Raw genomic sequence first — 24012 nt, 5'->3', positions numbered from 1 at the left:
GCCGTTCCGCCCCGCCGGAACTCCCGCCTCACGGCATCGACCCCGCACGGGCGAGCTCGTCGACCAGGATCAAATGCATTCCGTGCGACCACAGCAGGGGCTGGGCCACCTCGCCCCAGCGGTCCACCCACTCGGCTCGGCGGTCCGGGGCGAGGAGGGGGTCGCCGACCTGCTCGGGGAGCTCGCCCGCCGGGTTGGCCGTGGACACGATCCAGTCGAGCTGCGCGTTGGCTTCCGCCGTACGGCCGGCGCGGGCGTAGACCCAGCCGAGGAAGCCGGCCAGCACCGGCCAGCGGCCGCCGCCGTAGAAGGTGTCCGCCCGGTATCGGTGCACGCCTCGGTCACGGACCAGATCGCGCTCGACGGCGGCCAGGGTGCTCCTCCCGACCGGCCCGCGAGGGTCGGCCAGGCCGAAGGGGGCCAGGCAGGCCAGCAGGGAGGCGTCGACCGTCTCCGCCCCCAGCCATTTGGCCAGGCCGCCGTCCCGGGTGTGGCCGCGGGTGGCGACCAGGGCGGCGATGGCGTCTCGAGTTGTGCGTGCGACGGCCTCCTCGGCTTCGCTCAGGATGCCGAGGTTCAGGGCGGCGTCCAGCCCGCCCCGGATGGAGCCCAGAGTGGAGACGTGGATGTGGTCTGGGGATTCCTCCCACCAGTCGTAACACGGCGTGTCATGAAATCTCGCCAGATAGCGGACAGTCAGTGACACGACATCGGCATACCGTCCGGCATCTCCCTTGTGACGGGTGAGATGCTCCGCGAGCGCCCACAACCAGGTGCCGTAACCGTCGAGCTGGAAATTCCACCAGTCCGACCCCTGCTCGTCCGCACCGGTGAGGGTATAGCGGGTCGGCAGGAACTCCTCCCTGGCGGGAGTCGTCTCCCTGCCGACGAGATTCACGATCTTGTCCGCCCGAGCACGGAGCACTCCCGCGCACCAGTCGTGAAATCGACCCGCGCCGTCCACGTCGCCGCCCCTGGACGCCCCATCGGCGATGAAGGCCCCATCACGAAACCACGAGTAGCCGTAGACGGGATAAGTCGGGCACGCGGGATAGGCACCACTGGGGTGCTGATGAGCTGCGATCAGCTCAAGGCTTCGGGACACTGTCGAGAGGGACATCGGACTGTCAGGCTCCTGATCGGACGGTTGGAACGGCGAAGCCCTCGAAGAGTCAACCGAGAGCTCCCCTGAGGCGGACAAAACGAAGAGAACAGCTGAGACCGAGCCCCTCCACCGTGATGTACGGCGCGAGCCCGACTAGGCGTGCCCCCATGCTTGACGTGGCACCCCGCGAGATGCCGCCATCACGTGATTGACGTGGGATTTTTGTCGGAACGCGGACCACACGTGATTGACGCAGCGTCGTGTAGGAACACGGAGCACACATGACTGACGTGGTACCCCTGCGGGGACGCGGACATCACGTGATTGACGTGGCATTTCTGTCGGAACGCGGACCACACGTGATCGACATGGGATTTCTGTCGGAACGCGGACCACACATGACTGACGTGGTACCCCTGCGGGGACGCGGACCACACGTGATCGACATGGGATTTCTGTCGGAACGCGGACCACACATGACTGACGCGGCTTCCTGCAGGAACACGGGCCACACATGATTGACGTGGTGCCCCTGCGGGGACTCGGACCACACGTGATTGACGTGGCCCCCCGCAGGAACGCTGACGTCACATGAATGACGCAGCGCCCCCGAAGGAAGGCCGGCAGGACCGGGCCCCGGCGTGTGCGAGCTACTTGATTAACGCGGTGACCTCCTTAGCCGCCTCTCGCAGGGCGTCTTCGACTTTGCTCTTGCCGGAGACCGCGCGTTCCAGGGCCTTGGTGACGATGTCCTGCATCTCCTGCTGCCTCGCGATCACGGGGGTGGGGGTCGCGGTGTCGACGGCCTGGAGGATGGCCTTGCGGTTGGCAGGCGGTGTCTGTTCGAAGTAGCCCGCGTATGCCTTGGGGTCGGCGAGAGGCGGCAGCTCCCATGAGGTGGCGACGCGGGTCTGGGCGGTGACCTCGGAGGAGGTCAGGAAGCGCAGCCACTTGTAGGCCGCGGCGGAGTTCTTGGTGGTGGCCGAGACTGCCACCGCGTTCTGGAACACCGCGCTCGCCTTGGTCGAGGCCGGTTCGACCACGACATCCCAGTCGAACGGCACATCCTTCAGCCCGGCGAACTGCCAGATGCCGTTGTGCCACATGGCGAGCTTGCCCTTTTTGAAGAGGTTGGTGTCGAAGTCCGGCGTGCCGCCGATGTCGGCCACCGTGGGCATCACCGTGCCGGGCTTGGCCAGCAGGAACTTCGCGGCGGCCACGCCTTCGGGCCTGTCGAAGGTGGCCTGTTTGCCGTCGCCGCTGAAGAAGCTGCCGCCTGCCTGGGCGAGGGTCTTGTAGAACTCGAAGAACTGCACCGGCTGGAAGTCGCCGTAGACGCCCTCGGCGGTGAGCTTCCTGGCGGCTGCGAGCTCGTCGTCCCAGGTCCAGTCGGCGGTGGGATAGTCGACGCCGGCCTTGTCGAACAGGTCCTTGTTGTAGAAGAGCACCACCGCGGAGTAGGAGGCGGGCAGGGCGAACTGCTTGCCGTCCCGCTTGAATGCCTCCACGGACTTGGCCGCATAGGCGGAAAGGTCGTCCTTGGCGGTCTCCGCGCTCATGTCCATCAGGGCGCCGGAGGTCGCGTAGGACACGAAGTTCTCGTAGTTGAGCTCGAAGGTGTCCGGGGCGGCGCCGCCGGCGACGGCGGTCTGGAGTTTCGTGAAGTAATCGGCGTAGGGGGCGGTCTCCACCCTGACCGTGATGGTGGGATTGGCCGTCTCGAACGCCTTCACTATCTTGTCGAGGTCGGTCACGTGGTCGGGGGCGGCGGAGAACGTGAAGTATTTGACCGTGGTTTTTCCAGCGGCCGACGACTCCTGGGTTGCCGAGCCCTTGGCACATCCGGTCGCGACCAAGGCGACCAGCGCGAAGGCCGCCATGGCCTTCCTACCTCGGGACATAAGGCCCTCCTGATGGAACATGTGGAACAGGGAGTTGGCGGTCATTTCAGACCGGTCCGGGCAACACTGGCGATGACATGCCTCTGCGCGAGCACATAGACAACGAGGATCGGAAGCACACTCACCACCGATCCGGCCATGACCACATCCCACTCGGTGGTGAACTGCCCATGCAGGTTGGCCAGGCCGAGGGGAAGCGTCATGAACTCGGGGGACCGCAGGATGACCAGCGGCCAGAGGAAGGCGTTCCAGCTCGCCATGAACGCGAAGATCGCGAACGTGGCCAGTGCGGGACGCATAAGAGGAAGAACCACAAAGGCGAAGATCTTGATGTGGCCGGCCCCGTCCATGACCGCGGCCTCGTCCAGCTCCCGAGGAACCTGGCGGGCGGCCTGCCGGAGGAAGAAGACCCCGAAGGCGGACGCGATCGTCGGGGCGATCAAACCGGCGTAGGTGTCGACCAGGTCGAACGTCTTCATCTCAATGAACAGCGGCACCACGAGCACCTGCATCGGGATCATGAGGGTCGCGAGGTAGACGACGAACACCGCGTCCCGCCCCTGAAAACGCAGCCGGGCGAACGCGTAAGCCGCCATCGCGCTCGTGACCACCTGAAGAGCGGTGGAGACGACGGCCACCATCACGCTGTTGATCAGGATGCGCCAGAAGGGCATCGTGTCGAGCAGGCGCCCATATGCCGCGAGAGACGGATCGAGCGGCCAGGACACCACTCCGCCCTCCGTGGTCGAGGCCAGAAACGTCCAGATGAACGGACCCAGCATCACCAGGCCCACGACGGTGAGCCCCGCGTAGATCAGCCGGTTAGTCATAACTCACCCACCGCCGCTGCAACCGGACCTGCACGACGGTCACGATCAGCACGACGAGGAACAACACCCACGAGAGCGCGGAGGCGTCGCCGACCCTGCCATATCTGAACGTGAGATCGTAAACGCGCTCCACCACCACCTCCGAGGCACCCGCCGGGCCGCCGCCGGTCATCACATAGACCTGGTCGAAGACCTGAAAACCGTTGATGAGAGAGATCACGACGACGAAGAAGGTCGAGGGTGTCAGCAAGGGGAACGTGATGTCCCTGAACCGCCGCCATGCTCCCGCGCCGTCGACCCGCGCCGCCTCAAGCACATCGCGCGGCACCGCCTGCAGGCCCGCCAGCAGGATGACCATGACGAACCCGAGGTCCTTCCAGGCCGAGGCCAGGATGACCGACGGCAGCGCCCACTCCTCGGAGGTCCACCACCCCGGCCCCTCGATCCCCATCAGGGCGAGCAGGCGGTTGACGATGCCCTCACTGGGGTTGAGCAGCCACTTCCACATGAGTGCGACCACCACCCAACTGGTGATGACCGGCAGGAAGTAGACCGACCTGAACAGGTCCCTCCCTCGCGTCACCCGGTTGAGCGCCACCGCGAGACCGAGCCCCCCGATGTAGACCAGCGGGAGGTATCCGGCGATGTAGAGCACCGTGTTAAGCAGGGCCCGCCAGGCGTCGCCGTCACTGAGCAGCGCCGCGTAGTTCGCGAGGCCCACCCACCGCATCGTGCCGATGAGGTTCCACTCGTGAAGGCTCACCCATAGCGACCCCACCATCGGAACCAGGGTGAACAACACCAGCGGAACCGCACTGGGGGCGAGAAAGAACAACACCACCCCCGCATGCCGCCACCCACCTCGACGCGGCCGGTTCCAACGCGGCCCGCCCTGGCCCGGTCCGGCCGGCTGCGGCTTGAGTTGATGTGCTCCTCTTTGGGACGACTCCCCTTGAGGCGATCCGCCCTGTTGCATCGGCTTGTGCCTTGGCTCGTGACGCGGCGCAGCTTGTCTCAGCTCGTGATGCGGCTCGGTTTGTTTCGGCCCGTGATACGGCTCGGTTTGTCTCAGCTCGGCCTGCGGTGGCTGGGTTTGTCGCGTTCCAAACCGCCGCTCGCCCTTCATCGCGCACCTTCAACCGCTCGCGCCAAGGCGAGACCACCTCGGTCACAAATATCCGCGGCAACACCGATCCCCCGCCGCCGCCCCCGCTCACCACGCCATGACCACACACGCCCCGCGGCACCCACCTCAAGCAGGTCACACCATGTCAGCTCCGACCTCACCCAGCGCACAATCCTGTCCGGTCGAGGCGATGCAAGACCCCCACAAACACCAGGCCAACCCCCAACCAACCCATCCCGAGAAGAACCGTCCGCCGACCTGCCGAAGGCCACACCCGTCCGCACCACGCCGCTCACCACAAGCCCCCATCCAAGTGCGCGAGCACGAGGTCGCCCGAGGTGCCGGCGCCGACGGCGGCTACCCCAAGGAGCCCCCTCCACCGCCCCTCCGAACACCACACCCATCCGGCCCGCACCGCTCACCGCCAGCCCCCATCCACACCCGCGAACACGAGGCCACCCGAGGTCCCGGTCCAGATGGCCAACACCAGACCGACCCGAAACCAACTCACCCTCCCCATAGCCCTCCACCGCCCCACCGAACACCACACCCATCCGGCCCGCACCGCTCACCGCCAGCCCCCATCCACACCCGCGAACACGAGGCCACCCGAGGTCCCGGTCCAGATGGCCAACACCAGACCGACCCGAAACCAACTCATCCTCCCCATAGCCCTCCACCGCCCCACCGAACACCACGCCCGTCCGCACCGCGCCGCTCACTGTGTGCTCCCCTCCAGGCGCGCGAGGACGAGGTTGCCCTGGGTGCCGGTGCCGGTGGCCACGTCGAAAGGGGTGCCGAGGACGAGGGCCGCCGCGCCCTGGGCCCAGCGGGAGTCGTCCCATGGGTCGACCTCGACCGGAATCCTGCGGTGGGGGCGGAACAGGTGGGCGGCGAAACCCTCTTCGAAGCCCGGGCGCCAAAGGTGCCACTGGGCGGTGCCCTCGCCGAGGACGAGGATCGCCGCCGGGTCGAGGATGTTGACCAGCCCGGCGACGGCACGGCCGAGGACGACTCCGGCCTCGGCGAAGACCGTGGCGGCGGTGGGGTCGGCCGCCATCTCGGCGATGGAGGCGTGGAGGCTGCGCTCCACGAGGCTGGGGCCGCCGATGACGGCTTCCAGGCAGCCGACGTTGCCGCAGGCGCAGCGAGGGCCGGTCGCTACGGGCAGGTGGCCGAACTCGCCGGCGCTCCCGGAGGCCCCTCGCAGCAGGCTGCCGTCGACGACGATCGCGAGGCCGATGCCGCGGCCGATGGTGACCACGAGGAAGTCACGATGGTCGCGGCCTCTGCCGTAGAGCCTTTCGGCGATCGCGATCGTGTTGACGTCGTTGTCGACCAGCACGGGCAGGTCGAGCCGGGCGCGGAGGCGCGCCCCCACGGCCAGGGCCGACCAGCCGAGCGTGGGCGCCTCGACGACTCCGCTGTCGGGGCTGTCGACCACGCCGGGGACGCCGACGCCGACGCCGAGCAGGCGGGCGCCGCGCCCGATGAGCGGCTCGACCAGTGTGGCGACCCGCTCCAGGCAGTCGGGGGCGGAGGCGTCGAGCTCGGTCTCCCGCCGGTCGAGCAGCTCGCCGTCCAGGCGCACGTCGACGGCGACCGCGTGATCGGCCGCGATCTTGACCCCGACCGCGCGCCCCGCCGAGCCGACCAGACCGAGAAGCTGCGCCGGCCTGCCGCCCCGGGACGGCATGTGCTCAAGCTCCTCCACCATGCCCTGCGCGATCAGCCGGCGTGTCACCTGGGTCACGGTGGCCGGGGACAGGTCGAGACGCCTGGCCAGCTCACTGCGGCTCAGCGGCCCCGCCTGCCCGAGCGCGGCAAGGATCGCCGTGCGGGACAGGTCACGGCCCGGTGGCGCGGCACGCTCGGCCATGGGGAAGGCTCACTTTCTTCGGCACTAAATTAACTTGGTGAAGAAAGTAGGCCACGCGTCTTCTCCCGTCAAGCCCTTCGCGAACCAGCCGCGTGCGACCATGCGTGTATGGGCGGAGATCCGATAGTTGAGGCGGTGAGGCGTTTGATCAACCGGTGCGACCCTGAAGGGTTACTGGAGAGCGGCGCGCCCGACGACGAATACGACCCCGAGGTGGGCGAACTGGCCGCCCTGGTCCACGGCGACACCACGATCACCACGTCCGCGGTCGCCGCGGTCTTCGACAACTGGTTCGGCGACTCCCTGTGGACGGCACAACGCCCGGGCGAGGTCGCCAAAGTCGCCGCCGATCTGGAAAAAATGCGCCGCTCAATCGCGGGTACGGCAGAGCCATAACCAGCATCACCCGCACCAGCCGGCCGCCGTCATCACCCGGGGCACTCCCCCGGCAAGCACTTGCCCACCCGCGGTCACAAGACGGCAGGGCCACCCCCGCCGTCAGGCGCACTCCCTGCGGCATGCGGACCGTCGCCCCCGCACTGCGGCGGGGAAGCGGCAGCCTCCGGCTGAACGAAGCTCGACGTCGCCGGGTCACGTCCAGCGGAGTGGTGCATCGAGCAGCCTCCGCGTGATCCTGTTTCTGCAGATTAAGCGGTAAGTGTCTGCGGAAGTGGATGCTGCCCCGTCGCCGACCGCCGACCCCGCAGTGCGGTGAGGAAGCGGCAGACACTGGCTGAACGAAGCTCGACGTCACCGGCGTCCACCCCGCAGTGCGGTGAGGAAGCGGCAGACACTGGCTGAACGAAGGTGGATGTCGTCGGCCTCTCCCTGGCCATAGGCCCTCTCAGGACAGAGTCGGCGCTCGTTCGCCACAGCGCCGCCCTTGTCTCTCCGTCCACACTCTCAACACACACGGGACGCCGTGGGCACCCCCACCGTCAGGTGGCGTCGGTTTCTCTGCGCTCCCGTGGCAAATAGACCGTGCGCCCGTTCTCGCGGGCTCGCAAGGCGGCGGGGATGCGACAGGCGGCATGGAGCGGCAACCTCTCGGCCGCTTCACTCCAGGGGAAGAAGCCCACGTCGTCCAGTTCCTCGACCTGGATCCGGATCTCCTCCTTGTCCATGATCACGCCCCCGTCGAAGAGGAAATTGACCATGGCTCGCGGCCGGTCGTGCACAGGCGGTGCCCAGTCCACCACGAGAAGCCCGCCTACGCGCACCTTCAGCCCGAGTTCCTCCTCGATCTCCCGCGTCGCCGCCTCGTCCGGGTCCTCGTCGGCCTCGACGACACCTCCGGGGATGGACCAGTCCGGGCGATAGTTGGGCTTGACCAGCAGCACCTTGTCGTTGACGTCGGTGAACAGCATCCCGGCCGACGCGAAGAAGGTCGGCAGGCTCGCGTACCACTCCGAAGGGTCGAGGAAGGTCTCTCTCACCCCCTCGACGCTACATGCAGCGCTCCCATTCACCTCTGAACCTCCCTGACCGGCGTAACCTCGGCGCGGCGGAAGGATCCGGTGGAAGAGTGCGGCCGGAGAAGGAGCCAGTCGTGCTGCCACGTCGCCGTGAGCGTCGGTGCGGTTCCCTTTGAACGAGGGTGGATTATCTCCACGCACGACCAGGTCTTATCCGCACGCTCTGGTCTCTAGGTGGCAGGCGGGTGAGCACGGGGGTCAGATCAGGCTGCCGCTGTCCATCCAGTCATACAGGTCAGGTCAGGCCGTTACCGACCTTCCGATCACGGAGCGCAGATCAGGTTGTCGTGGTCCGTCCAATCGTGCCCCTCACCCGGGGCGACGCGAGAACGCCGCCGACCTGAACACCCCGTCTACGGTTCCGCGTGCCGTGCCCTCAATGCAGGTCGGGTCAGGTGTCAAAGACATTCCAGTCACGGAGGGCAGATCAGGTTGTCGCGGCCCCAGTTACGCGGGTCAGATCAGGCTGCGGCGGTCCGTCCGGTCATGCAGGTCATATCAGGCTGCCGCGCCCCTCCACTCATGCAGCTCAGATCAGGCTGTCGCGATCTTTCCAGTACGGCAGGCGCAGGTGGCGTCTGAGGAGTTTGCCGCTGGGGTCGCGTGGCATGGTTTCGATGAAGTCGAAGGACTTCGGCCATTTCATGTGGGCCAGGCGCCCTTCCAGCGAGCCGAGAAGTTCGGCGGCGAGTTCCGGACCTGGGACAACCCCCTCGGCGGGCTGTACGACCGCCTTGATCTGCTCGCCCCACTCGTCGTCCGGTATACCGAAGACGGCGACATCGGCGACCTTGGGATGCGGCATGAGCTCGTTCTCGATCTCGGCCGGATAGATGTTGACCCCGCCCGAGATGATCATGTCGGCCTTACGGTCGCAGAGGTAGAGAAACCCCTCCCTGTCGAGATATCCGACGTCGCCGACGGTGAAATAGTCATCCAACCGAGCGGCCAGTGTCTTTTCAGGATCGCCCTTGTATTCGAAGTCGTAGCCGCTCGTCCGCATATAGATCGTGCCCGGGGTGCCCGGCGGCACAGGCTGAAGATCGTCGTCCACGATGAGGAGTTTGCTCATCGCCCACGGCCGGCCGACGGTGCCGGGATGTTCGCGCCAGTCCGCCGGGGTGGCGAGGGTGCCGCCACCCTCGGTGGCGGCGTAGTACTCGTAGACGTGGTCGCCCAGCCACTCAAGCATGGCCCGCTTCACCGGCACCGGGCAGGGTGCGGCGGCGTGGACGACCCAGGTGAGGGAGGACAGGTCGTAAGCCGCCCGCACATGTGGGGGCAGGGCCAGCAGGTGTTTGAAGTGGGTGGGGACCATATGGGTGTTGGTCACTCGGTGGCGTTCGCACAGGCGCAGGGCCTGTTCGGGGTCCCACTTGCCCATGATGACCACCGTGTGGCCCATGTGCAGGGCGGCGCCGGCGAACAGGGTCACGGCGGCGTGGTACATGGGTGAGGTGACCAGGTGCACCTGAGGTGGTCCGGGTGGGATGCCCATCATCGCCGCCAGGCCGGTGCTGAGTTCGGCCAGGTCGTCTGGGTCGAGGGGACTGAGCGGGCGGATCACCCCCTTCGGGCGCCCGGTCGTGCCCGAGGTGTAGTGCATGACGGCTCCTGCCGTACGGCGGAGCGGGGTTGTGCTCGGGCGGCCGTCGGTGAGGGTGGAGGCGGGGCGGAGTCCCTCGACAGTGCCGAACGCGAAGCAGCGGCCGGGCTCGATGCCGGACTCGGCGATCGCGCGCAGTCCTTCCTCAGCGAAGTTCTCGTGGACGAAGAACACGCGGGCGGAGCTGTCGGCGATGATGTGGCCGATTTCGCTGCCGGTGAGATGCCAGTTGATCGGGGTGTAGCGCAGGCCGGATTGGAGGGCGGCGAGGTAGAGGACGAGGCCGTCGATCCCGTTGGGCACGAGGCCGCAGACGACCTCGCCCTCGACGAGCCCCAGGTCGCGCAGGCCGTGCACCAGCCGATTGGCCGCGGCGAGCAGGTCGCCTGCGCGGTGGTGGACGCCGTCGGGGTCGATGACGGCGATCCACTCGGGGTCGGCCTGTGCCAGTCTCCAGAAGCCGAGCGTGCCCATGCTGCTCCGTCCATGCCTGAGATGTCCGTGCGTGGGAGGTTCGCGGTTAAGCGGTTCGCGCTTGAGAGGTGCATGCCTGACGAGTCTGCGGCCAACACGTCCGCGCCCGACAAGTGCGCCTAACACGTCCGTGCCTGACAAGTCCGTGTTTGAGGAACACCCATGCCCGAGATATCCGCCCTTGCGAAGTCTCAGGCCTGGGAAAGAACTGGAACCCGTCGCAGACTAGCCTGCCCGGCCCGCCAGGCCAAGCAAGCGCTTGCGAACCGTCACGCCTCAGGAAGCGCCGGTGCGCCGGCTCCCTAACCCGTTGACCTCGGAGTGGGCGACGGGCCGCTGCCGCTCGGCCTCCCACGGCTGTTCGCCGTCGGCCTCCCGGACGAGGAAATGAGGGCGGCGTTTGGACTCGTAATAGACCCGGCCGAGATACTCCCCGATGATGCCAAGCATGATCATCTGCATGCCGCCAAGCCCCACGATCGCCGTCAGCAGAGTGGTGTATCCCGGCGAGTCCACCCCGTTGACGATCGCGTCGCCGATGGCCCAGAACATGTAGAGCGCGGCGATGCCGGTGAAGAACAACCCGATGTAAATGGCGAGCCGCAACGGCTTGTTGTTGAACGACATGATGCCGTCGAGCCCGTAGTCGAACCTCTTGCGGAGGTTCCACTTGCTCGCGCCGGACGTGCGCACGACGTTTTCATAGTCGATCACGACCTGGTCGAACCCGATCCAGGTGAACAGGCCGCGGGAGAACCTGCTGTATTCCTCAAGCGACAGCAGCGCGTCCAGCGCGGTGCGCCCGATCAGCCGGAACTCGCTCGCCCCGTTGAGCAGCCGCACATCGAGCAGGCGGTTGACGAGTTTGTAGTAGACCCGGGCGGCGAGTGTGTAGAGCCTGCCCTCCCCGGTGCGGGTGCGCCGCGCCACGACCTGGTCGCAGCCGGCGCGGAAGTGCTTGAGCATGGTGTGGATGAGCGCCGGCGGGTGTTGCAGGTCGGCGTCCATGATGACGACCGCGTCGCCGGCGGCGCTTTTGAGCCCGGCCAGGATCGCGGCCTCCTGCCCGAAGTTGCGGCTTAAGGAGAGGAAACGCACCCTGCGGTCGGCGCCGGCGAGCCCGCGCAGGATCTCGCGTGTGCCGTCCGAACTGCCGTCGTCGACGAAAACGATCTCGTAGTCGACGTCGGCGAGCGCCAGCTCCTTGGTGACCTCCCGATGAAAGCCCGGAAGGGTCTCCCGCTCGTTGTAGCAGGGGACCACAAGGGAGAGACGAAGTCGTCGATCCTCCATAGATGACCGAGAATATCCACGGCGTCCGATTCTCCGCCACCCATCGGCCGTCCCCTCAGCGTTTTCTAGCGCGTCCATATACTTCGGGCGGCACCTGCCGTCCGGCGCGGGCCGGCGGGCCGGTTAAGGCGACCCTCCGATATGTATCGTTCCAGAGCCCGGCGGGCGCGGCCCCCTCGGCGCACCGGCGAAGCCCCCCGGAATACAACGCGTTCCACCACCGCGCCACCCTGCGGGTTACCGGCAAGTAACCGGCATCCCCAAACAGCAACCTAGAACAAGTTCCATCGAATATGGAATGCCGGGGGCCCCAATATGCACAATGACCGCCTGAGGATTCCAGCGGTCATTGTCCACGGCTTACCCATAACGGTCACCGCACGGGCCGCGCCACCACGATCAACACGCCGGCCACGACGAAGACGAACCCGCCCACCAGCAGGGAGATCGGCAGGATGTCCTTCAGCAGCCCGATCTGCGACTTGGCGTTCTCGGCGTTGGCCACCAGCTCGGCCACCGTGTCCTCGGTCATGATCGCCCTGGCCACGAACGCCTCGGACCGCTGCACCCCGTCCTTGGTCTTCAGCACCTCGTTGCGCTGCAGCTCCTGCTTGACCGGGGAGCCCGAGGCGGGCTCGATCCACAGTGTCGTCGTGCCGCTGTAGACGCGGTCCACCTGCACGTCGTCGTCCTGCTTGAGCCCCGCCACCGACGCGGGCACGCTCAGCGTGTCGACGACGGTCTCTGGGACACGCTGCTCGAACTTGTAGGCCGGCACACCGCGGACCGTGTCCTCACCCACGAACACCGCGTCGAAGGTCTTGCGCGTGGAGGAGTTGAAATATTTATACGTCTTCTTCTCCGTGCCGAAGGGGAACAGGTAGACCTGCCCCTGCATCTGCACCGACTGCCGGTCGACGTTGGCGTTGCAGCAGTTGACGGCCTCACCTGTGTATTTGTCGAAGGCGCTGCGCCGCTGGGCAAGGTTGATCTGCGGCCGGCTGTTGGTGATGTCGTTCACCGCGGTGAACTCGTCCCACACGACGGTGTCCCCCGAGGCCCCCGCCACATCACCCCTGGTGGTGACGGTGATGTCGAGGTCGGCGGTGAGCACCTTGAGATCCTGGACCGAGAAGTAGCGTGCGCCCTTGGCCTCGAACTTGAGCACCCCGTAGCGATCGGCGGGAGCCGAGATGAGCGCGCCCGCGACGTAGAAACGGAGGAGCGGTGCGAGAGTGATGAGGAAGGCTCCGAAAGCGATGAGTACGACTCCGGTGGTGCGCCGCATCAGTAATCCTCCGGGTTCCGGCCGATCGACACTGGAACATTGTCGTAAGCGGGTGCCGCGACAGTGAGCGCTCTGGCAGCGAGTGTCGTTTGCCCGCGTATCGTAATCCGCCGCGTGCCGTACGTCATCGCGCCGCAGCCAAATTGATAGAAACGAGTTCTAGGTAGCGTATACGGCGATCAGCAGTAAGATCACCAGCAGGCCGACGAAGATCTGCATAGGGCGGTCGCGCAGCGCGAGTTCTTCCGGCTCCTCGGCCTCCCCGCGTTCCACGAGAAGATTGTGCCGAAGCACGATCAACACCAAAGGCACAATGCTCACGCCGTACCAGAACGGTCCACCCTCCGGATGCACCTGGAGCGCCCAGAGGCAATAGGTCACGATCATCGCCCCCGAGCACATGGCCCGCACATGCCCGAGGTACGCCAAAGGATACGCAGCCAATGTCTCCCTCGTGCCGCACACCCCCTGATCACGCAGCTCGGACTCGCGTTTGCCCGCCACCAATTGCAACGCGCCCAGCGAGATCACGACCAGGAACCAGCTCGACGCCACGACGTCGATCGCGACGGCTCCGGCGAAGGCTCTGATCACATGGCACCCCGCCACCGCGACGAGGTCCACGACGACCTGGTGTTTCAACCACACCGTGTAGGCCAGCGTGAGGGCGAGGTAGGCGGCGACGACCGCGGGCAGCCGCCACGCTCCGGTGAGGGCCGCCACGGCAGGGGCCGCGACGATGAGGACGACCGCGAGCGTCCGGGCCACCCCCACCGGCACCGCGCCCGAGGCCAGAGGGCGGTGCCTCTTGCGGGGATGGCGGCGGTCGCGTTCGAGGTCGGCCGCGTCGTTGAGGAGATAGGTTCCCGAGGCCGCCAGGCAGAACGCGGCGAAGGCGATCGCGGCGTGGGTCAAGCTCCTCGTGCTCAGCAGGGTGCCGGAGGCCAGCGGGGCGGCGAAGACGAGGGTGTTCTTCAACCATTGCCGGGGGCGGCACGCGATGAGAAGCGCCAGGGTGCGGCTGCGTCGCGCGGTGCGGGAGGATCGCTCCGCCGTCTTCATCAGCACGGCCGGATTGGACGGCCCCGAAAGCAGACACTCATCACACGGTCCGACATGTTTCCCTCCAGTCGGCAACCTCGGACATGCTAGTAGCAACCTCTACCAGCTCCACCAGCACCGCCACACAGATCGAAACAGGTTATAGATCCGCTTAACGGACAGACAACTGGGCAGTAACATCCGTTGGCATGGGTGACATGCCGGTGCCTTTCCGTGCCGATCTCGCTCGGTCGATACGACTGTTCCGCGCCTTCCGCACCGAACAGGGCGACCAGGACGGCTACTACTCGGTGCTGGCCGCCGACACCACCGCGCAGCTCACCCGCTACACCCCCCTGCTCGGCCGCACCGTCGTGGACGTGGGCGGAGGCCCCGGCTACTTCACCCGCGCCTTCGCCCGCGAGGGCGCCCGCTGTGTCCGCCTCGACGCCGACGCGGGCGAACTCACCGGCCGGCAGCCCCCCGAGCCAGGCAGCGCACCGCCCCTCGGACAAGGCAGCGCTCCGACCCTCGGACTAGACGGCGCACCGCCCCTCGGACAAGGCAGTGCCCCGACTCTCGGACGAGACAGCGCACCGCCCCCCGAACCCGGCGGTGTGCTGGGCAGCGCCCTGAACCTGCCCCTCCGCGACGAGTCGGTGGACATCTGCTTCTCCTCCAACGTGCTAGAGCACGTGCGCGACCCATGGCGCATGGCCCGCGAGATGGTGCGCGTCACCAAGGCCGGCGGTGTGGTCTACCTCGCCTTCACCAACTGGCTCTCCCCCTGGGGCGGCCACGAGACCTCACCCTGGCACTATCTGGGCGGCGAACGCGCCGCCCGCCGCTATGAGCGCAAAACCGGCCGGCCCCCCAAGAACAGGTACGGCACAAGCCTCTACCCGGTGTCGGTCTCCGCGGCCCTGCGCTGGGCCGAGCACGAACCGCGCGTCACGGTGCTCGACGCCGTCCCGCGCTACCTGCCGGCCTGGACCAGGCCGGTGTTGCGCCTGCCGGGCGTGCGAGAGGTCGTCACCTGGAATCTGCTGCTCGTCCTGCGCCGGTGTTAACACCACCGCCGAGTATCGAAGCCGACCATCCAGTCCCCGCCACCACGGCCGTAAAGGCCGACCGGCCAGGCTCAAGCACCCATCCCGATCATCCGGCTATGGTGCCTGTCGTGACCCGTGCCGAGTCCCCTCCCTCCCCCGCCTTCACCTCCTCCCGCGAAGGCCCCCGCTCCCGCCTGATCCTCGGCGCGATCACTCTCCTGGCCGCCGTCCTCTACTTCGTCGCGGGCCTGCTGCCTCTCCTCGGCTTCCGCAGCGGCACCTACGACCTCGTCATCTTCGACCAGGCCGTCCGCTCCTACTCCCGCTTCGAACTGCCCGTCTCCATCGCCAAGGGCGTGCACAACGACTTCGGCTGGAGCTTCGCCGTACTCGGCGACCACTGGTCCCCCGTGCTCATGCTGCTGGCCCCGTTCTACTGGGTGCACGACGGGCCGGAGACGCTGATCGTCCTGCAGGCGGTCCTGCTGGCCGCCGCCGTCCCGGTGGTATGGACGTTCACCCGCAGGCGCCTCGGCGTGACCGCCGCCCATCTGGTGGCCGCCGCCTACGCGCTCGCCTGGCCGGTCGCCGAGGCCGTGGTGTTCGACTTCCACGAGGTGGCGTTCGCGCCGCTGCTGACGGCCCTGATGATCGAGCGCCATGACGCCGGCCGCACCCGCCAGGCGGTCCTGGCGGGCGCGGCGCTGCTCTGCGTCAAGGAGGACATGGGGCTGCTCATCGCGGGTTACGGCCTGTTCCTGCTGGCCAGGCGCCAATGGCCGGCGGGGGCGGCGCTGCTGGCGGGCGGGGTCGGGGCGGTGCTGGTGGCGACGCGGGTGCTCATCCCCGCCTTCGGCGGCCGGGCCGACTACTACTGGGCATACGGCGCACTCGGCACCGATCTCCCGTCCGCGGCGCTGGGCGCACTGAGCGACCCTCTGGGCGCGGTGGCACTTCTCGGCACACCGCCGGAGAAGCTGACCACGATGCTCATGCTCGGCGTGATGGTGCTGTTCCTGTGCCTGTTGTCGCCGTTGACCCTGATCGTGCTCCCCCTGCTGGCGGCGCGCATGCTGGCGAGTTCCTTCCCCAACTGGTGGGGCACCGAATATCACTACAACGCCTTCCTGGCCGTCGTGCTCTTCCTCGCCGCCGTGGACGGCATCGCGAGGTTCCGCCTCACCCGTTTCGACCTGCCCGTGGCGCTCGCGGGGGTCGCCGTCGTGCTTGTGCCCTTCTTCGCCTACGGCTCAATGTCCCTGCCGAGCCCGCGCGCGGCGACGGCGGCGCGGGCCGTGGCGGCGGTGCCGGACGGCGTGCTGGTCGAGGCGGCGAACTACGTGGGCCCCGCGCTGACCTCCCGCACGCGGGTGCTGCTGTGGGACCGCACACCGAGGTGGGCGCCGTGGGTGGTGGCCGAGACCGGGCGCAGGACCTTCCCCTTCACCGACCTTGCGGAGCAGGTGGCCAGGGTGGAGTTGCTCAAACGCAGCGGCTACCGCGTCGTGTTCGACGACGACGGCTATGTCGTCCTTCACCGCCAAGGGACGTGAGGCATGGACGCGCGGGATGACCTTCCTCCGCTGCGTGGGCATCAAAACCCGCTGGACGGCATAAGGGCACTCGCGGCCTTCGGGGTGCTCGTGCTGCATGTGGCGGGGGCGACGGGCGCGGCCTACCAGGATTCGCTCTTCTCCTGGCTGCTGTCGCGCGGCGACGCCGGAGTGGCGGTGTTCTTCACGCTCTCGGGCCTGCTGCTCTACCGCCCGTGGGCGGTGGCCCTGGTGTACGGCGGGCCCGCGCCGGCGACGCGCGACTACCTGTGGCGCCGTGCGCTCAGGGTGCTTCCCGCCTACTGGGTGGCGATCGTGGTGGGTCTGCTGCTCTTCAGCCCGGAGCATGTGCGTTCGGTGGGCACCTGGGTGCAATGGCTGCTGCTGGTGCAGATCTACAACCCCGACCCGTGGTGGACCGGCACCGGCCCCGAGGGGCTCTACCAGATGTGGACGCTTCCGGTGGAGGCGGCGTTCTACCTCGCCCTGCCGTTGATCGCCCTCGTGGTGGCCGCCGTCGCCGCCAGGGGCGACGACCCCGCACGGCGGGCCGGACGGGCCTTATGGACCCTCACTGCGTTGTTCGCAATATCCCTGGTGTTCGTCTTCTTCACCTTCTACCCGGAATGGCGGCCAGATTTCGGGCTCTATCTCCCCCGCTATCTGATCTGGTTCGCCCCGGGCATGATGCTGGCCGTGCTCGTGGCCTGGGCCAACGCCGAGACCGGGGTGTACACGCCGATCAGGCGGCTCTGCCGTACGGTGGCCTCGTCGGCGGGCCTCTGCTGGGCGGTGGCGGCGATCGCCTATCTCGTGGCCTCGACGGAGCTGACCGGCTCGCGCTCGGTGGGGTTCGACGCGTTCTGGCCGGCGATGTTCCGCACCGTGCTCTACACGGTGATCGCGCTCTTCGTGGTCGCGCCTTTCGCGCTCGGTCCGGGTGGTGAGCAGGGGCCGCTCGGCAGGGTCGTGGGCGGGCCCGTGATGCGCTTTCTGGGCCGGATCTCCTACGGCGTCTTCCTCTGGCACACCATCGTGATCGCTCTGGCCTCCCGCTGGCTGGACGTTCCCCGGCCGGGCGGCGGCTTCTGGCCGGCGCTCGTGGTCGTGACGGCACTGTCAGTCGCGGTGGCCACCGCCTGCTACTACGGGATCGAGCGGCCTGCGCGCCGGCTCGGGCGGCGGCGCCGGGCGGTCGCGGACCGGGAACCTCAAGCCGGCGGCGACGGCGATGAGGGCCACGACGGCGGGCAGCGCGAGGAGGGTGGGCACGAGGTCGGCGACGATCTCACCGGAGCCGCCCCGCAACAGGGCGAAGGCGAACACGCCGACGCCGGCGAGCAGGAGAGCCCCGGGCGCGAAGGGCAGCAGACGGCGCACTGAGCGAGGTGCCCGCGGCACCGCGGCAATCAGGGCCGGGGCGAGCAGCGCTCCGGCGGCACCCGCCGTCCAGAAGCCCGCGGCGCACGCGACGGCGAGCACGACGGCCCGGCGGGGCGTGCCGCGCGCCGCGCTCTCGGCGGTCGCGCCGCGCCGCCCCAGCAGCGGCAGCAGGGCGAAGAACACGACCGGCACGAACGCGGCGGCACCCGCGACGATCACGACCTTGAAGCGGGTGGACGGCGTATAGGTGAGGGTGACGGTCCCCGACGTGCCCGCGGGCACCGCCCACGCCTGCCGCCAGCCGTCCAGCCGCAGCGGGGTGAGGGTCCGGCCGTCGATCGTGGCCTCCCAGCCCGCATTGAAGTTCTCGTCGACGCTCAGATAGGACGCCTGCGGGGCGTTGACGGCGACGCTCCGCTCCGAGGTGCCGAAGAACGTGACGTCGGCGCGGCCCTCCACCGGCCTGGCGGCGGTCGCCGTGCCGCCCACCAGTGCGGAGTCCACCCGGAAGGGGTCGAGCGGCGCGACATGCAGCCGGTTGGCGCCCTGGGTGATCTCCGCCTTGTCGCACGAGGTGTAACGCAGCGGCCTGCCGTACAGCACGTCGCCGAAAGTGCCGGTCGCCTCGGTGGTGACGGACGCGCCGTTGACGGTGAAAGTCGGCCCGAGGCCGCATTTGAGGTGGAACGGCGTCGCCGCCACCTGCGGGAGCGGTTTCACCCCCGGCACGGTCAGCTCGGTGATCTGCACCGGCGTCTCGAACGGAGTGAACCTGATCGTCAGCCGGTCGGTGCGCATCGACTTGAACCGCACCGTGCCGTCCTCGCCGACCACCCCGCCCCGCACCTGCCCGTCGCGCCCGGTGACGAACACCGACGCCGCGCTCGACGCGCTCGGCGGGCGCTCCACGGTGAACCGGTCGACCTTCCTGGCCTTCTTCCACCGCACCGACAACACCGGCTGGGCGTCTCCCTCGGCACTGATCCACGTCGTCGTCCCATCGCCGTCGAAGGCCGACCGCGGCCCGCCGACGGGCTCGGCCGACGCCGATCCGCTCCCCGACACCTGCGGATACTCGGCCACCTCCGTATAGCGCGCGATGAACGCGGGATCGCGGAGTACGGCGAAGCCCGACAGCTCGCCTTTACCGGCGGTAGCCGAGGTGAACGTGCGGTCGAACGTGAAGCCCTCCTCGCCGGGTGTGGCGAACGAAGGGTGGCACAACCAGCGCACCGGCCCGAGCACACATCCCCGCTGGTCGCCGGAGGCACGGGTGAGCAGGTGGGCCCTCTCGCCCCGGGCCGGCACCTCGGGAGAGGTGTAGGTGCGCACCGCGGGGACACCGGCGATGGAGATCTCCGACACCGCCACTCCGGTGCCGAAGGTGACGACCGGGTCGTAGGCGACCTTGACCACCCGCAGCCGCAGCCAGTTGGTGCGGCCCGGCGCGGTGCGCAGCGTCTGCGGATCGGTGGTGATCTTCACGTCCTGCTCGATGGCGGCCCGCTCGGTCTCCACCGCGACGCGTATGGGAGCCGGCCCGAGCGCCTTGTCCGGCACGAACACCGCCGTGATGTCCCCCGGGTCAACCGGCCGGCCGAAGTCGATCTCGATCCACTGGCCGACGGCGCCCTCCCACCCGCCGGTGCGCCACGCGGTGCGCAGGTCGCCGTCGAACGCGGCATATGGCAGGTAGCCCATGCCGTGCAGGCCGGGGATCGCGTCGGGGTCGGCCGCCGACGAGGACGCCGTGACACTGGCGACACCCCGGTATTCCGCCACCGTGCGGTAGGGCAGCCACGAATCCTCCATGAAGTCGTCCACGGCGCCGAGCGGCGGAGGGCGCTCGGCCGCCGCGAGCGTCGGCGACATGGAGCGCCGCAGCTCCCCGAACTGGCGCTGCCGCTTGCGCAGCGAGTCGGTGACGACATGCCGGTTCTCCGCCGCCCCGGCCGAGGAGTCGCCGTTGAGTACGACGGGCCGCCCGGCGAGCAGGTTGTGGTCGGCGAGGTCGAGCAGCGCCTCGGGCCCGCCGTATACGCGCAGCAGGTCGCTCTGGGCGGTGAGCCGCACCGGCTCGGCGGCGCCTTCGACCTCGAAGACCTCCAGGGCCGGATAGGGCGGGTCGAGCCCGGCTGCCGCGTCGTCCACGGCCCAGCTGCCCCCGACGCCCGGCCCGAACTCCGCCACCTTGCGCACACCGGGCGTCTCGCTCAGCGCGTGGTGGATCCGGGCGGGCCAGGCTCCGGCCAGCTCGCCCCGGTCCAGGTCGTTGCGGACGAGCAGGTAGCGCACACCCATCCGGGCGAATACGGCGGACAGGCCGGGAGAGCCGCGCCCCTCGGTGAGGCGGGTGTCGATCGCGTCGAGCAGCCGCACCAGGCCGACCGACCCGGCCGCGGCGACCTGGCGCTGCGCCCAGCGCACGGTGGAGAGTTGCTGCATGGGTTCGTCCATCGGACGTCCCCACGTGTATTCCCCGAAGCGCGACCCGGGCACCGACATCACCACGTGGTGGTCGGTGCGCTCGTTGAGCCAGCGGGTCGCCTCCTTCCAATACGGCGGCACCTCGCGGAAGACCCCGGTGCCGGCGAGGCCGAGCGCGGCGGCGGGCAGCGCGGTGACGCCGAGGGAGCCGAGCGCGACCCCGGTGGCGATCGCCTGGGCGCGCGGCAGCCGCAGGCCGGAAAGCAGGTGGGCCAGGCCGAGCACGAGGGGCAGCCGGATCGCGGGGTCGAACTTCCGCAGGTTGCGCAGCGGCGCGAGCGCCCCGTCGAGCAGGTCGCGCACGGCTCCGGCGAACGGCGGTTCGAGCACGCTGATGTGTCCCGCCGACATGACGATCACGCCGAGAAGCGCGGTGAGGGCGAGGAAGCGGCGCTCGGGCAGGCCGCGCAGGAGCAGCCCGGTGAGGCCGAGCGCGGCGACCAGCCCGGTGACCACCACAAGGGCGGGGGTCGTGGCCAGGGCGTGGCCCACCGGCTGGGCGGGCCCGGTGGCGCCGCTCAGCCAGGAGACCCAGTCGGCGCTGCCGCGCAGGACGTTGGTGAGCGAGGTCGTGGGGGTGATGGCCGCCGCGCTCTCGGTGTATTCCAGGAAGGAGAATCCGTAGCGGGCGAACATCACGAGCGGCACGGTCCACCACAGGGTGGCCAGTCCCACAAAAAACGCCCACCACGCCATCAGGCGGAATCTCGGCACGGTCCGGGCGCGGGTCAGCAGGTAGATCGCGGGCGGCAGCAGCACCGCCACCGTCGCCGCGCCGTTCACCCCGCCGCACAGGGCGACCGCGAACGCCGAACGCGCCGCACAGATGACCCGGTTGCCCCCGCTCGCGGCGAGGACCAGCGGCAACACGATCCACGGCAGCATGGCCGCCGGGGCGAACTCCGACGAGAGCACCCCCACCAGCGACAGGGCGCGCGGCGCGAGCGCGTAGGCGAGCCCCGCGACGACACGGGTGGCCGGGGTGCCGACACCGAGGGCGGAGGCGAGCCGCTCGGCGCCGAGGAAGGCGGCCACGAGCAGCAGCGCCATCCACAGCCGCTGCACGACCCAGCCGTCGAGCCCGGCGAGGTCGCCGAGGTAGAAGAACGGTCCCATTGGGAACAGGTAGCCGGACGCCTGGTTCTGCAACTGCCCGAACTGGTTGACGTCCCACAGGTCGAGCGCCCGGCCGAGGAACCCGGCCGGGGTGGTCGCGAGGTCCAGTTTGGTGTCGTTGAGGAGATGCCCGGGGTGGGTGAGCAGCGCCAGCGCCGACAGCCCCGCCGAGCAGAGCACGAGCCACAACACACGGCGCACGCGGTCGTCGGGCTTCGGGATCACAACTCCTCCCAGGGAGAGGTGTCGCGCCCGCCCGCGAGCAGCACGGCCATGCGCGCCGCGCTGGCGTCCCAGTCGAAGCGGGCCGCCCAGCGCCCGCAGTCGGCGCTCACCTCGGCGCGGCGCTCCGGGTCCGACAACTCCTTCAGCGCCGCCTCGACGACGTCCTCCAGCGTGTCACCGGGTCTGACCAGCCATCCCGTGCGGCTGTCGCGCACGGCGTCGCGTAACCCGTCGACGTCGTAGGCGACGGTCGGCACACCGAGCGCGGCCGCCTCAAGCACGCTCAGCCCCCAGCCCTCACCTTGGGAGGCCGACAGGTGCAGCCGGGCGCCGGCCACGAGCCGCGCCTTGTCCTCCTCGGGCAGGAAGCCGTGGAGCCGCACGACACCGGCGAGGCTCCGCCGTTCGATCAGGGCGCGGACGCGGTCCTCCTCGGGACCTTTGCCGATGATGTGCACCTGAAGCCCGGGATGCCTGCCGCGCAACGCGCCCGCCAGCTCGACGATCCGCTCCACCCGCTTGTGCGCGACCAGCCGGCCGACACACACGAGCGAGGGCGCCCCGGAATCGGCACCGTACGGCGAAGCCGGAGAACCGCTCCCGGACGGCTGGACGAGCCCCTCAGACGCCGTGAGAGGGTGCGAGGCGGTGCCGGCGGGCGCGGAGGTCGCAGGCTCGGGCGCGGGACCGGAGGACGCGGAGACCACGGGTTCCGGCGCGGCGGCGGACGGAACCGCGGGAGCGCTCTGCCGTGGGGCGAGGCGGACAGGCGGCGGCGTGCATCCGTTGGGGATGACCACGATCGGCCCGAGCCAGCCCAGCCGCCGGCGCATCGCGACCTCGGTGGAAGGGGAGACCGCCGCGGAGGTGTGCCGCCGGTAGACGCGCCGGGCCACCGGCCCCTCCAGGGTGCGCCCCACGGCGGCAAGCCACCGGGGAAAGTGCACCCCGAACTGGGCGTCGTGCACATGGTGCACGACGCCGACCACGACCGTGCGGCGAGGCGTGACGAGCGGGGTGAAGAAGGGGATGCCGTTCTGGCAGTCGATCACCGCGTCGAAGCGCCGCCGCCGGCCCGCCAGCCAGAGCAGGACCCGCGGATAGACGCCGAACGTGCCGCCCATGCGCACGACGGTGACTCCGTCGCGCCGCTCGCCCGCGCTCTGCCCAGGGGCGCGGGCGGTCACGAACGTGACGCGGGATCCTGCGGCGGCGAGCCGGGTGGCGATCTCCCAGGCGTAGACCTCGGCGCCGCCCGCGGCCGGGTGCCAGGGATCCCGCCAGTTGACCACTGCCACCCGGCGGGGCTGGGGATCGCTCACCATCTGGCCAACAGTAGAAGCTCAGGCCGCCGACGAGGAAACCGAGGGGCCGGAGTCCTGGGGGGTGGGCCGGGCCTGCCGCAGACGCGGCGAACCGCCCCGCCCGGCGAGGCCCACCCGGGTGAAAATCTTGAACAGCTGCCCGAAGATCCCCAGGCTGTGACGTGTCACCGAGAAGGTCGACCCGGCCACATCCCGCCAGCGCACCGGGATCTCCAGGACCCGCAGGGACTTCGCCCGCATTCTGGCGAGGAGTTCGACGTCGAAGGCGAACCCGGTCTCGCGCAGCTCCCCGGCGGCCTCGCGGGCCTGATCGCCGGCGAAGAACTTAAACCCGCACTGGGTGTCGCCGATCCGCCCGACGAGGACTCGGGCCATGGCGCGGAAGACCCAGGCCCCCATCCTGCGGACGGGGTTGTGGCGCACCTCGACGACCGACCACGGGTGGGCCCGGGAGCCGATCACCGCGGGGCGGCCGGCGCGCAACTCGGCCAGGACGGTGTCGAGCGCGTCGAGGTCGGTGGCCATGTCGGCGTCGCAGTACCCCACGTAGGGTGCGGTCGTGGCGAGCAGACCGGCGCGTACGGCGGCGCCTTTGCCGCGCACGCCGCAGGAGACGAGCCTGACCTCGACCGGTCCCCGCGGCCATGCGCGGACGATGTCGGCGGTGCGGTCCGTGCTGGCGTTGTCGACGACGATCACGGATGCGGGGATCCGCATCTCGGCGAGTTTGGCGCACAGCAGGCGCAGGCCCGAGGGCAGCCGTCCCTCTTCGTTGCAGGCGGGGACGACGACGTCGAGCAGGGCAGCGGTGTGTGCGCCTCTGTCGGGGCGGCGGAGCACGAGGCGCTCGGGG

At 69.1% G+C, this 24012-nt stretch carries 16 protein-coding genes and 1 pseudogene; 4 read left to right on the top strand and 13 right to left on the bottom strand.

The features are described from left to right. Positions 1-28 precede the first annotated feature (28 nt). The 5 genes from Ssi02_RS06595 to Ssi02_RS06575 all read right to left on the bottom strand — a co-directional run bounded on the left by Ssi02_RS06595 (position 29) and on the right by Ssi02_RS06575 (position 6841). Positions 29-1120 carry a glycoside hydrolase family 15 protein gene (locus tag Ssi02_RS06595; protein WP_204022153.1) on the bottom strand — a complete coding sequence of 364 codons (1092 nt, stop codon included), beginning with the start codon at positions 1118-1120 and terminating at the stop codon, positions 29-31. Positions 1121-1755: 635 nt separating this feature from the next. Then, positions 1756-3006, bottom strand: a complete 1251-nt coding sequence (locus tag Ssi02_RS06590) for an ABC transporter substrate-binding protein (protein ID WP_204022149.1) — start codon at positions 3004-3006, stop codon at positions 1756-1758. Positions 3007-3047: 41 nt separating this feature from the next. Beyond that, positions 3048-3836, bottom strand: coding sequence for a carbohydrate ABC transporter permease (locus Ssi02_RS06585; RefSeq protein WP_204022146.1), 789 nt, complete (start codon positions 3834-3836; stop codon positions 3048-3050). Then, the gene (locus Ssi02_RS06580) at positions 3829-4677 is read right to left on the bottom strand and encodes a carbohydrate ABC transporter permease (RefSeq protein ID WP_239128652.1); all 849 of its coding nucleotides are present in this window, start codon (positions 4675-4677) and stop codon (positions 3829-3831) included. The genes Ssi02_RS06585 and Ssi02_RS06580 overlap by 8 nt, the downstream gene beginning before the upstream one ends. 1003 nt (positions 4678-5680) lie before the next feature. Continuing rightward, positions 5681-6841 (bottom strand): ROK family transcriptional regulator, encoded by a 1161-nt coding sequence (locus tag Ssi02_RS06575; protein WP_204022140.1) that lies wholly within the window; start codon positions 6839-6841, stop codon positions 5681-5683. A gap of 135 nt (positions 6842-6976) precedes the next feature. Here Ssi02_RS06575 and Ssi02_RS06570 point away from each other — a divergent pair, with 135 nt between their 5' ends. Beyond that, the gene (locus tag Ssi02_RS06570) at positions 6977-7237 is read left to right on the top strand and encodes a hypothetical protein (RefSeq protein ID WP_204022137.1); all 261 of its coding nucleotides are present in this window, start codon (positions 6977-6979) and stop codon (positions 7235-7237) included. A gap of 542 nt (positions 7238-7779) precedes the next feature. On the opposite strand, the gene Ssi02_RS06565 is transcribed toward Ssi02_RS06570, so the two are convergent. The 5 genes from Ssi02_RS06565 to Ssi02_RS06545 form a co-directional block, all read right to left on the bottom strand. Then, a complete protein-coding gene (locus Ssi02_RS06565) occupies positions 7780-8277 on the bottom strand; it encodes an NUDIX domain-containing protein (RefSeq protein WP_204022135.1) in 498 nt (165 codons plus the stop codon). A 568-nt stretch (positions 8278-8845) separates the two neighbouring features. Then, positions 8846-10396 carry an acyl-CoA synthetase gene (locus tag Ssi02_RS06560; protein WP_204022132.1) on the bottom strand — a complete coding sequence of 517 codons (1551 nt, stop codon included), beginning with the start codon at positions 10394-10396 and terminating at the stop codon, positions 8846-8848. A 276-nt stretch (positions 10397-10672) separates the two neighbouring features. Continuing rightward, positions 10673-11689: a glycosyltransferase family 2 protein gene (locus Ssi02_RS06555; RefSeq protein ID WP_204022128.1), complete on the bottom strand. Its 1017-nt coding sequence runs from the start codon at positions 11687-11689 to the stop codon at positions 10673-10675. 373 nt (positions 11690-12062) lie between these two features. Then, the gene (pgfA, locus tag Ssi02_RS06550; RefSeq protein WP_204022125.1) at positions 12063-12977 is read right to left on the bottom strand and encodes a cell envelope lipid trafficking protein PgfA; all 915 of its coding nucleotides are present in this window, start codon (positions 12975-12977) and stop codon (positions 12063-12065) included. Positions 12978-13136: 159 nt separating this feature from the next. After that, positions 13137-14039, bottom strand: a complete 903-nt coding sequence (locus Ssi02_RS06545; RefSeq protein ID WP_204022514.1) for a decaprenyl-phosphate phosphoribosyltransferase — start codon at positions 14037-14039, stop codon at positions 13137-13139. Positions 14040-14227: 188 nt separating this feature from the next. On the opposite strand from Ssi02_RS06545, the gene Ssi02_RS06540 reads away from it, so the two are divergent. The 3 genes from Ssi02_RS06540 to Ssi02_RS06530 all read left to right on the top strand — a co-directional run bounded on the left by Ssi02_RS06540 (position 14228) and on the right by Ssi02_RS06530 (position 18006). Further along, on the top strand, positions 14228-15088 hold the full coding sequence (locus Ssi02_RS06540) for a class I SAM-dependent methyltransferase (RefSeq protein ID WP_239128651.1): 861 nt from the start codon (positions 14228-14230) through the stop codon (positions 15086-15088). Positions 15089-15198: 110 nt separating this feature from the next. Beyond that, a complete protein-coding gene (locus Ssi02_RS06535; protein ID WP_239128650.1) occupies positions 15199-16623 on the top strand; it encodes a DUF2079 domain-containing protein in 1425 nt (474 codons plus the stop codon). 3 nt (positions 16624-16626) lie between these two features. Beyond that, positions 16627-18006, top strand: coding sequence for an acyltransferase family protein (locus Ssi02_RS06530; RefSeq protein WP_204022116.1), 1380 nt, complete (start codon positions 16627-16629; stop codon positions 18004-18006). 738 nt (positions 18007-18744) lie between these two features. On the opposite strand, the pseudogene Ssi02_RS40090 reads toward Ssi02_RS06530, so the two are convergent. The 3 genes and pseudogenes from Ssi02_RS40090 to Ssi02_RS06520 form a co-directional block, all read right to left on the bottom strand. Next, positions 18745-21789 (bottom strand): annotated as a pseudogene (locus Ssi02_RS40090) (alpha-(1->3)-arabinofuranosyltransferase domain-containing protein); the annotation flags it as partial. Between the two features lie 41 nt (positions 21790-21830). Continuing rightward, entirely contained in the window at positions 21831-23159 is a 1329-nt protein-coding gene (locus tag Ssi02_RS06525) for a glycosyltransferase family 4 protein (protein ID WP_204022113.1), read from the bottom strand. Positions 23160-23177: 18 nt separating this feature from the next. Further along, positions 23178-23999 (bottom strand): glycosyltransferase, encoded by an 822-nt coding sequence (locus tag Ssi02_RS06520; protein ID WP_204022110.1) that lies wholly within the window; start codon positions 23997-23999, stop codon positions 23178-23180. Positions 24000-24012 lie beyond the last annotated feature (13 nt).

This window comes from Sinosporangium siamense (genome assembly GCF_016863435.1).
Taxonomy (GTDB): Bacteria; Actinomycetota; Actinomycetes; order Streptosporangiales; family Streptosporangiaceae; genus Sinosporangium; species Sinosporangium siamense.
The sequence above is the reverse complement of the archived record's forward strand: the minus strand, read 5'-3'. Positions and strand labels throughout refer to the sequence as shown.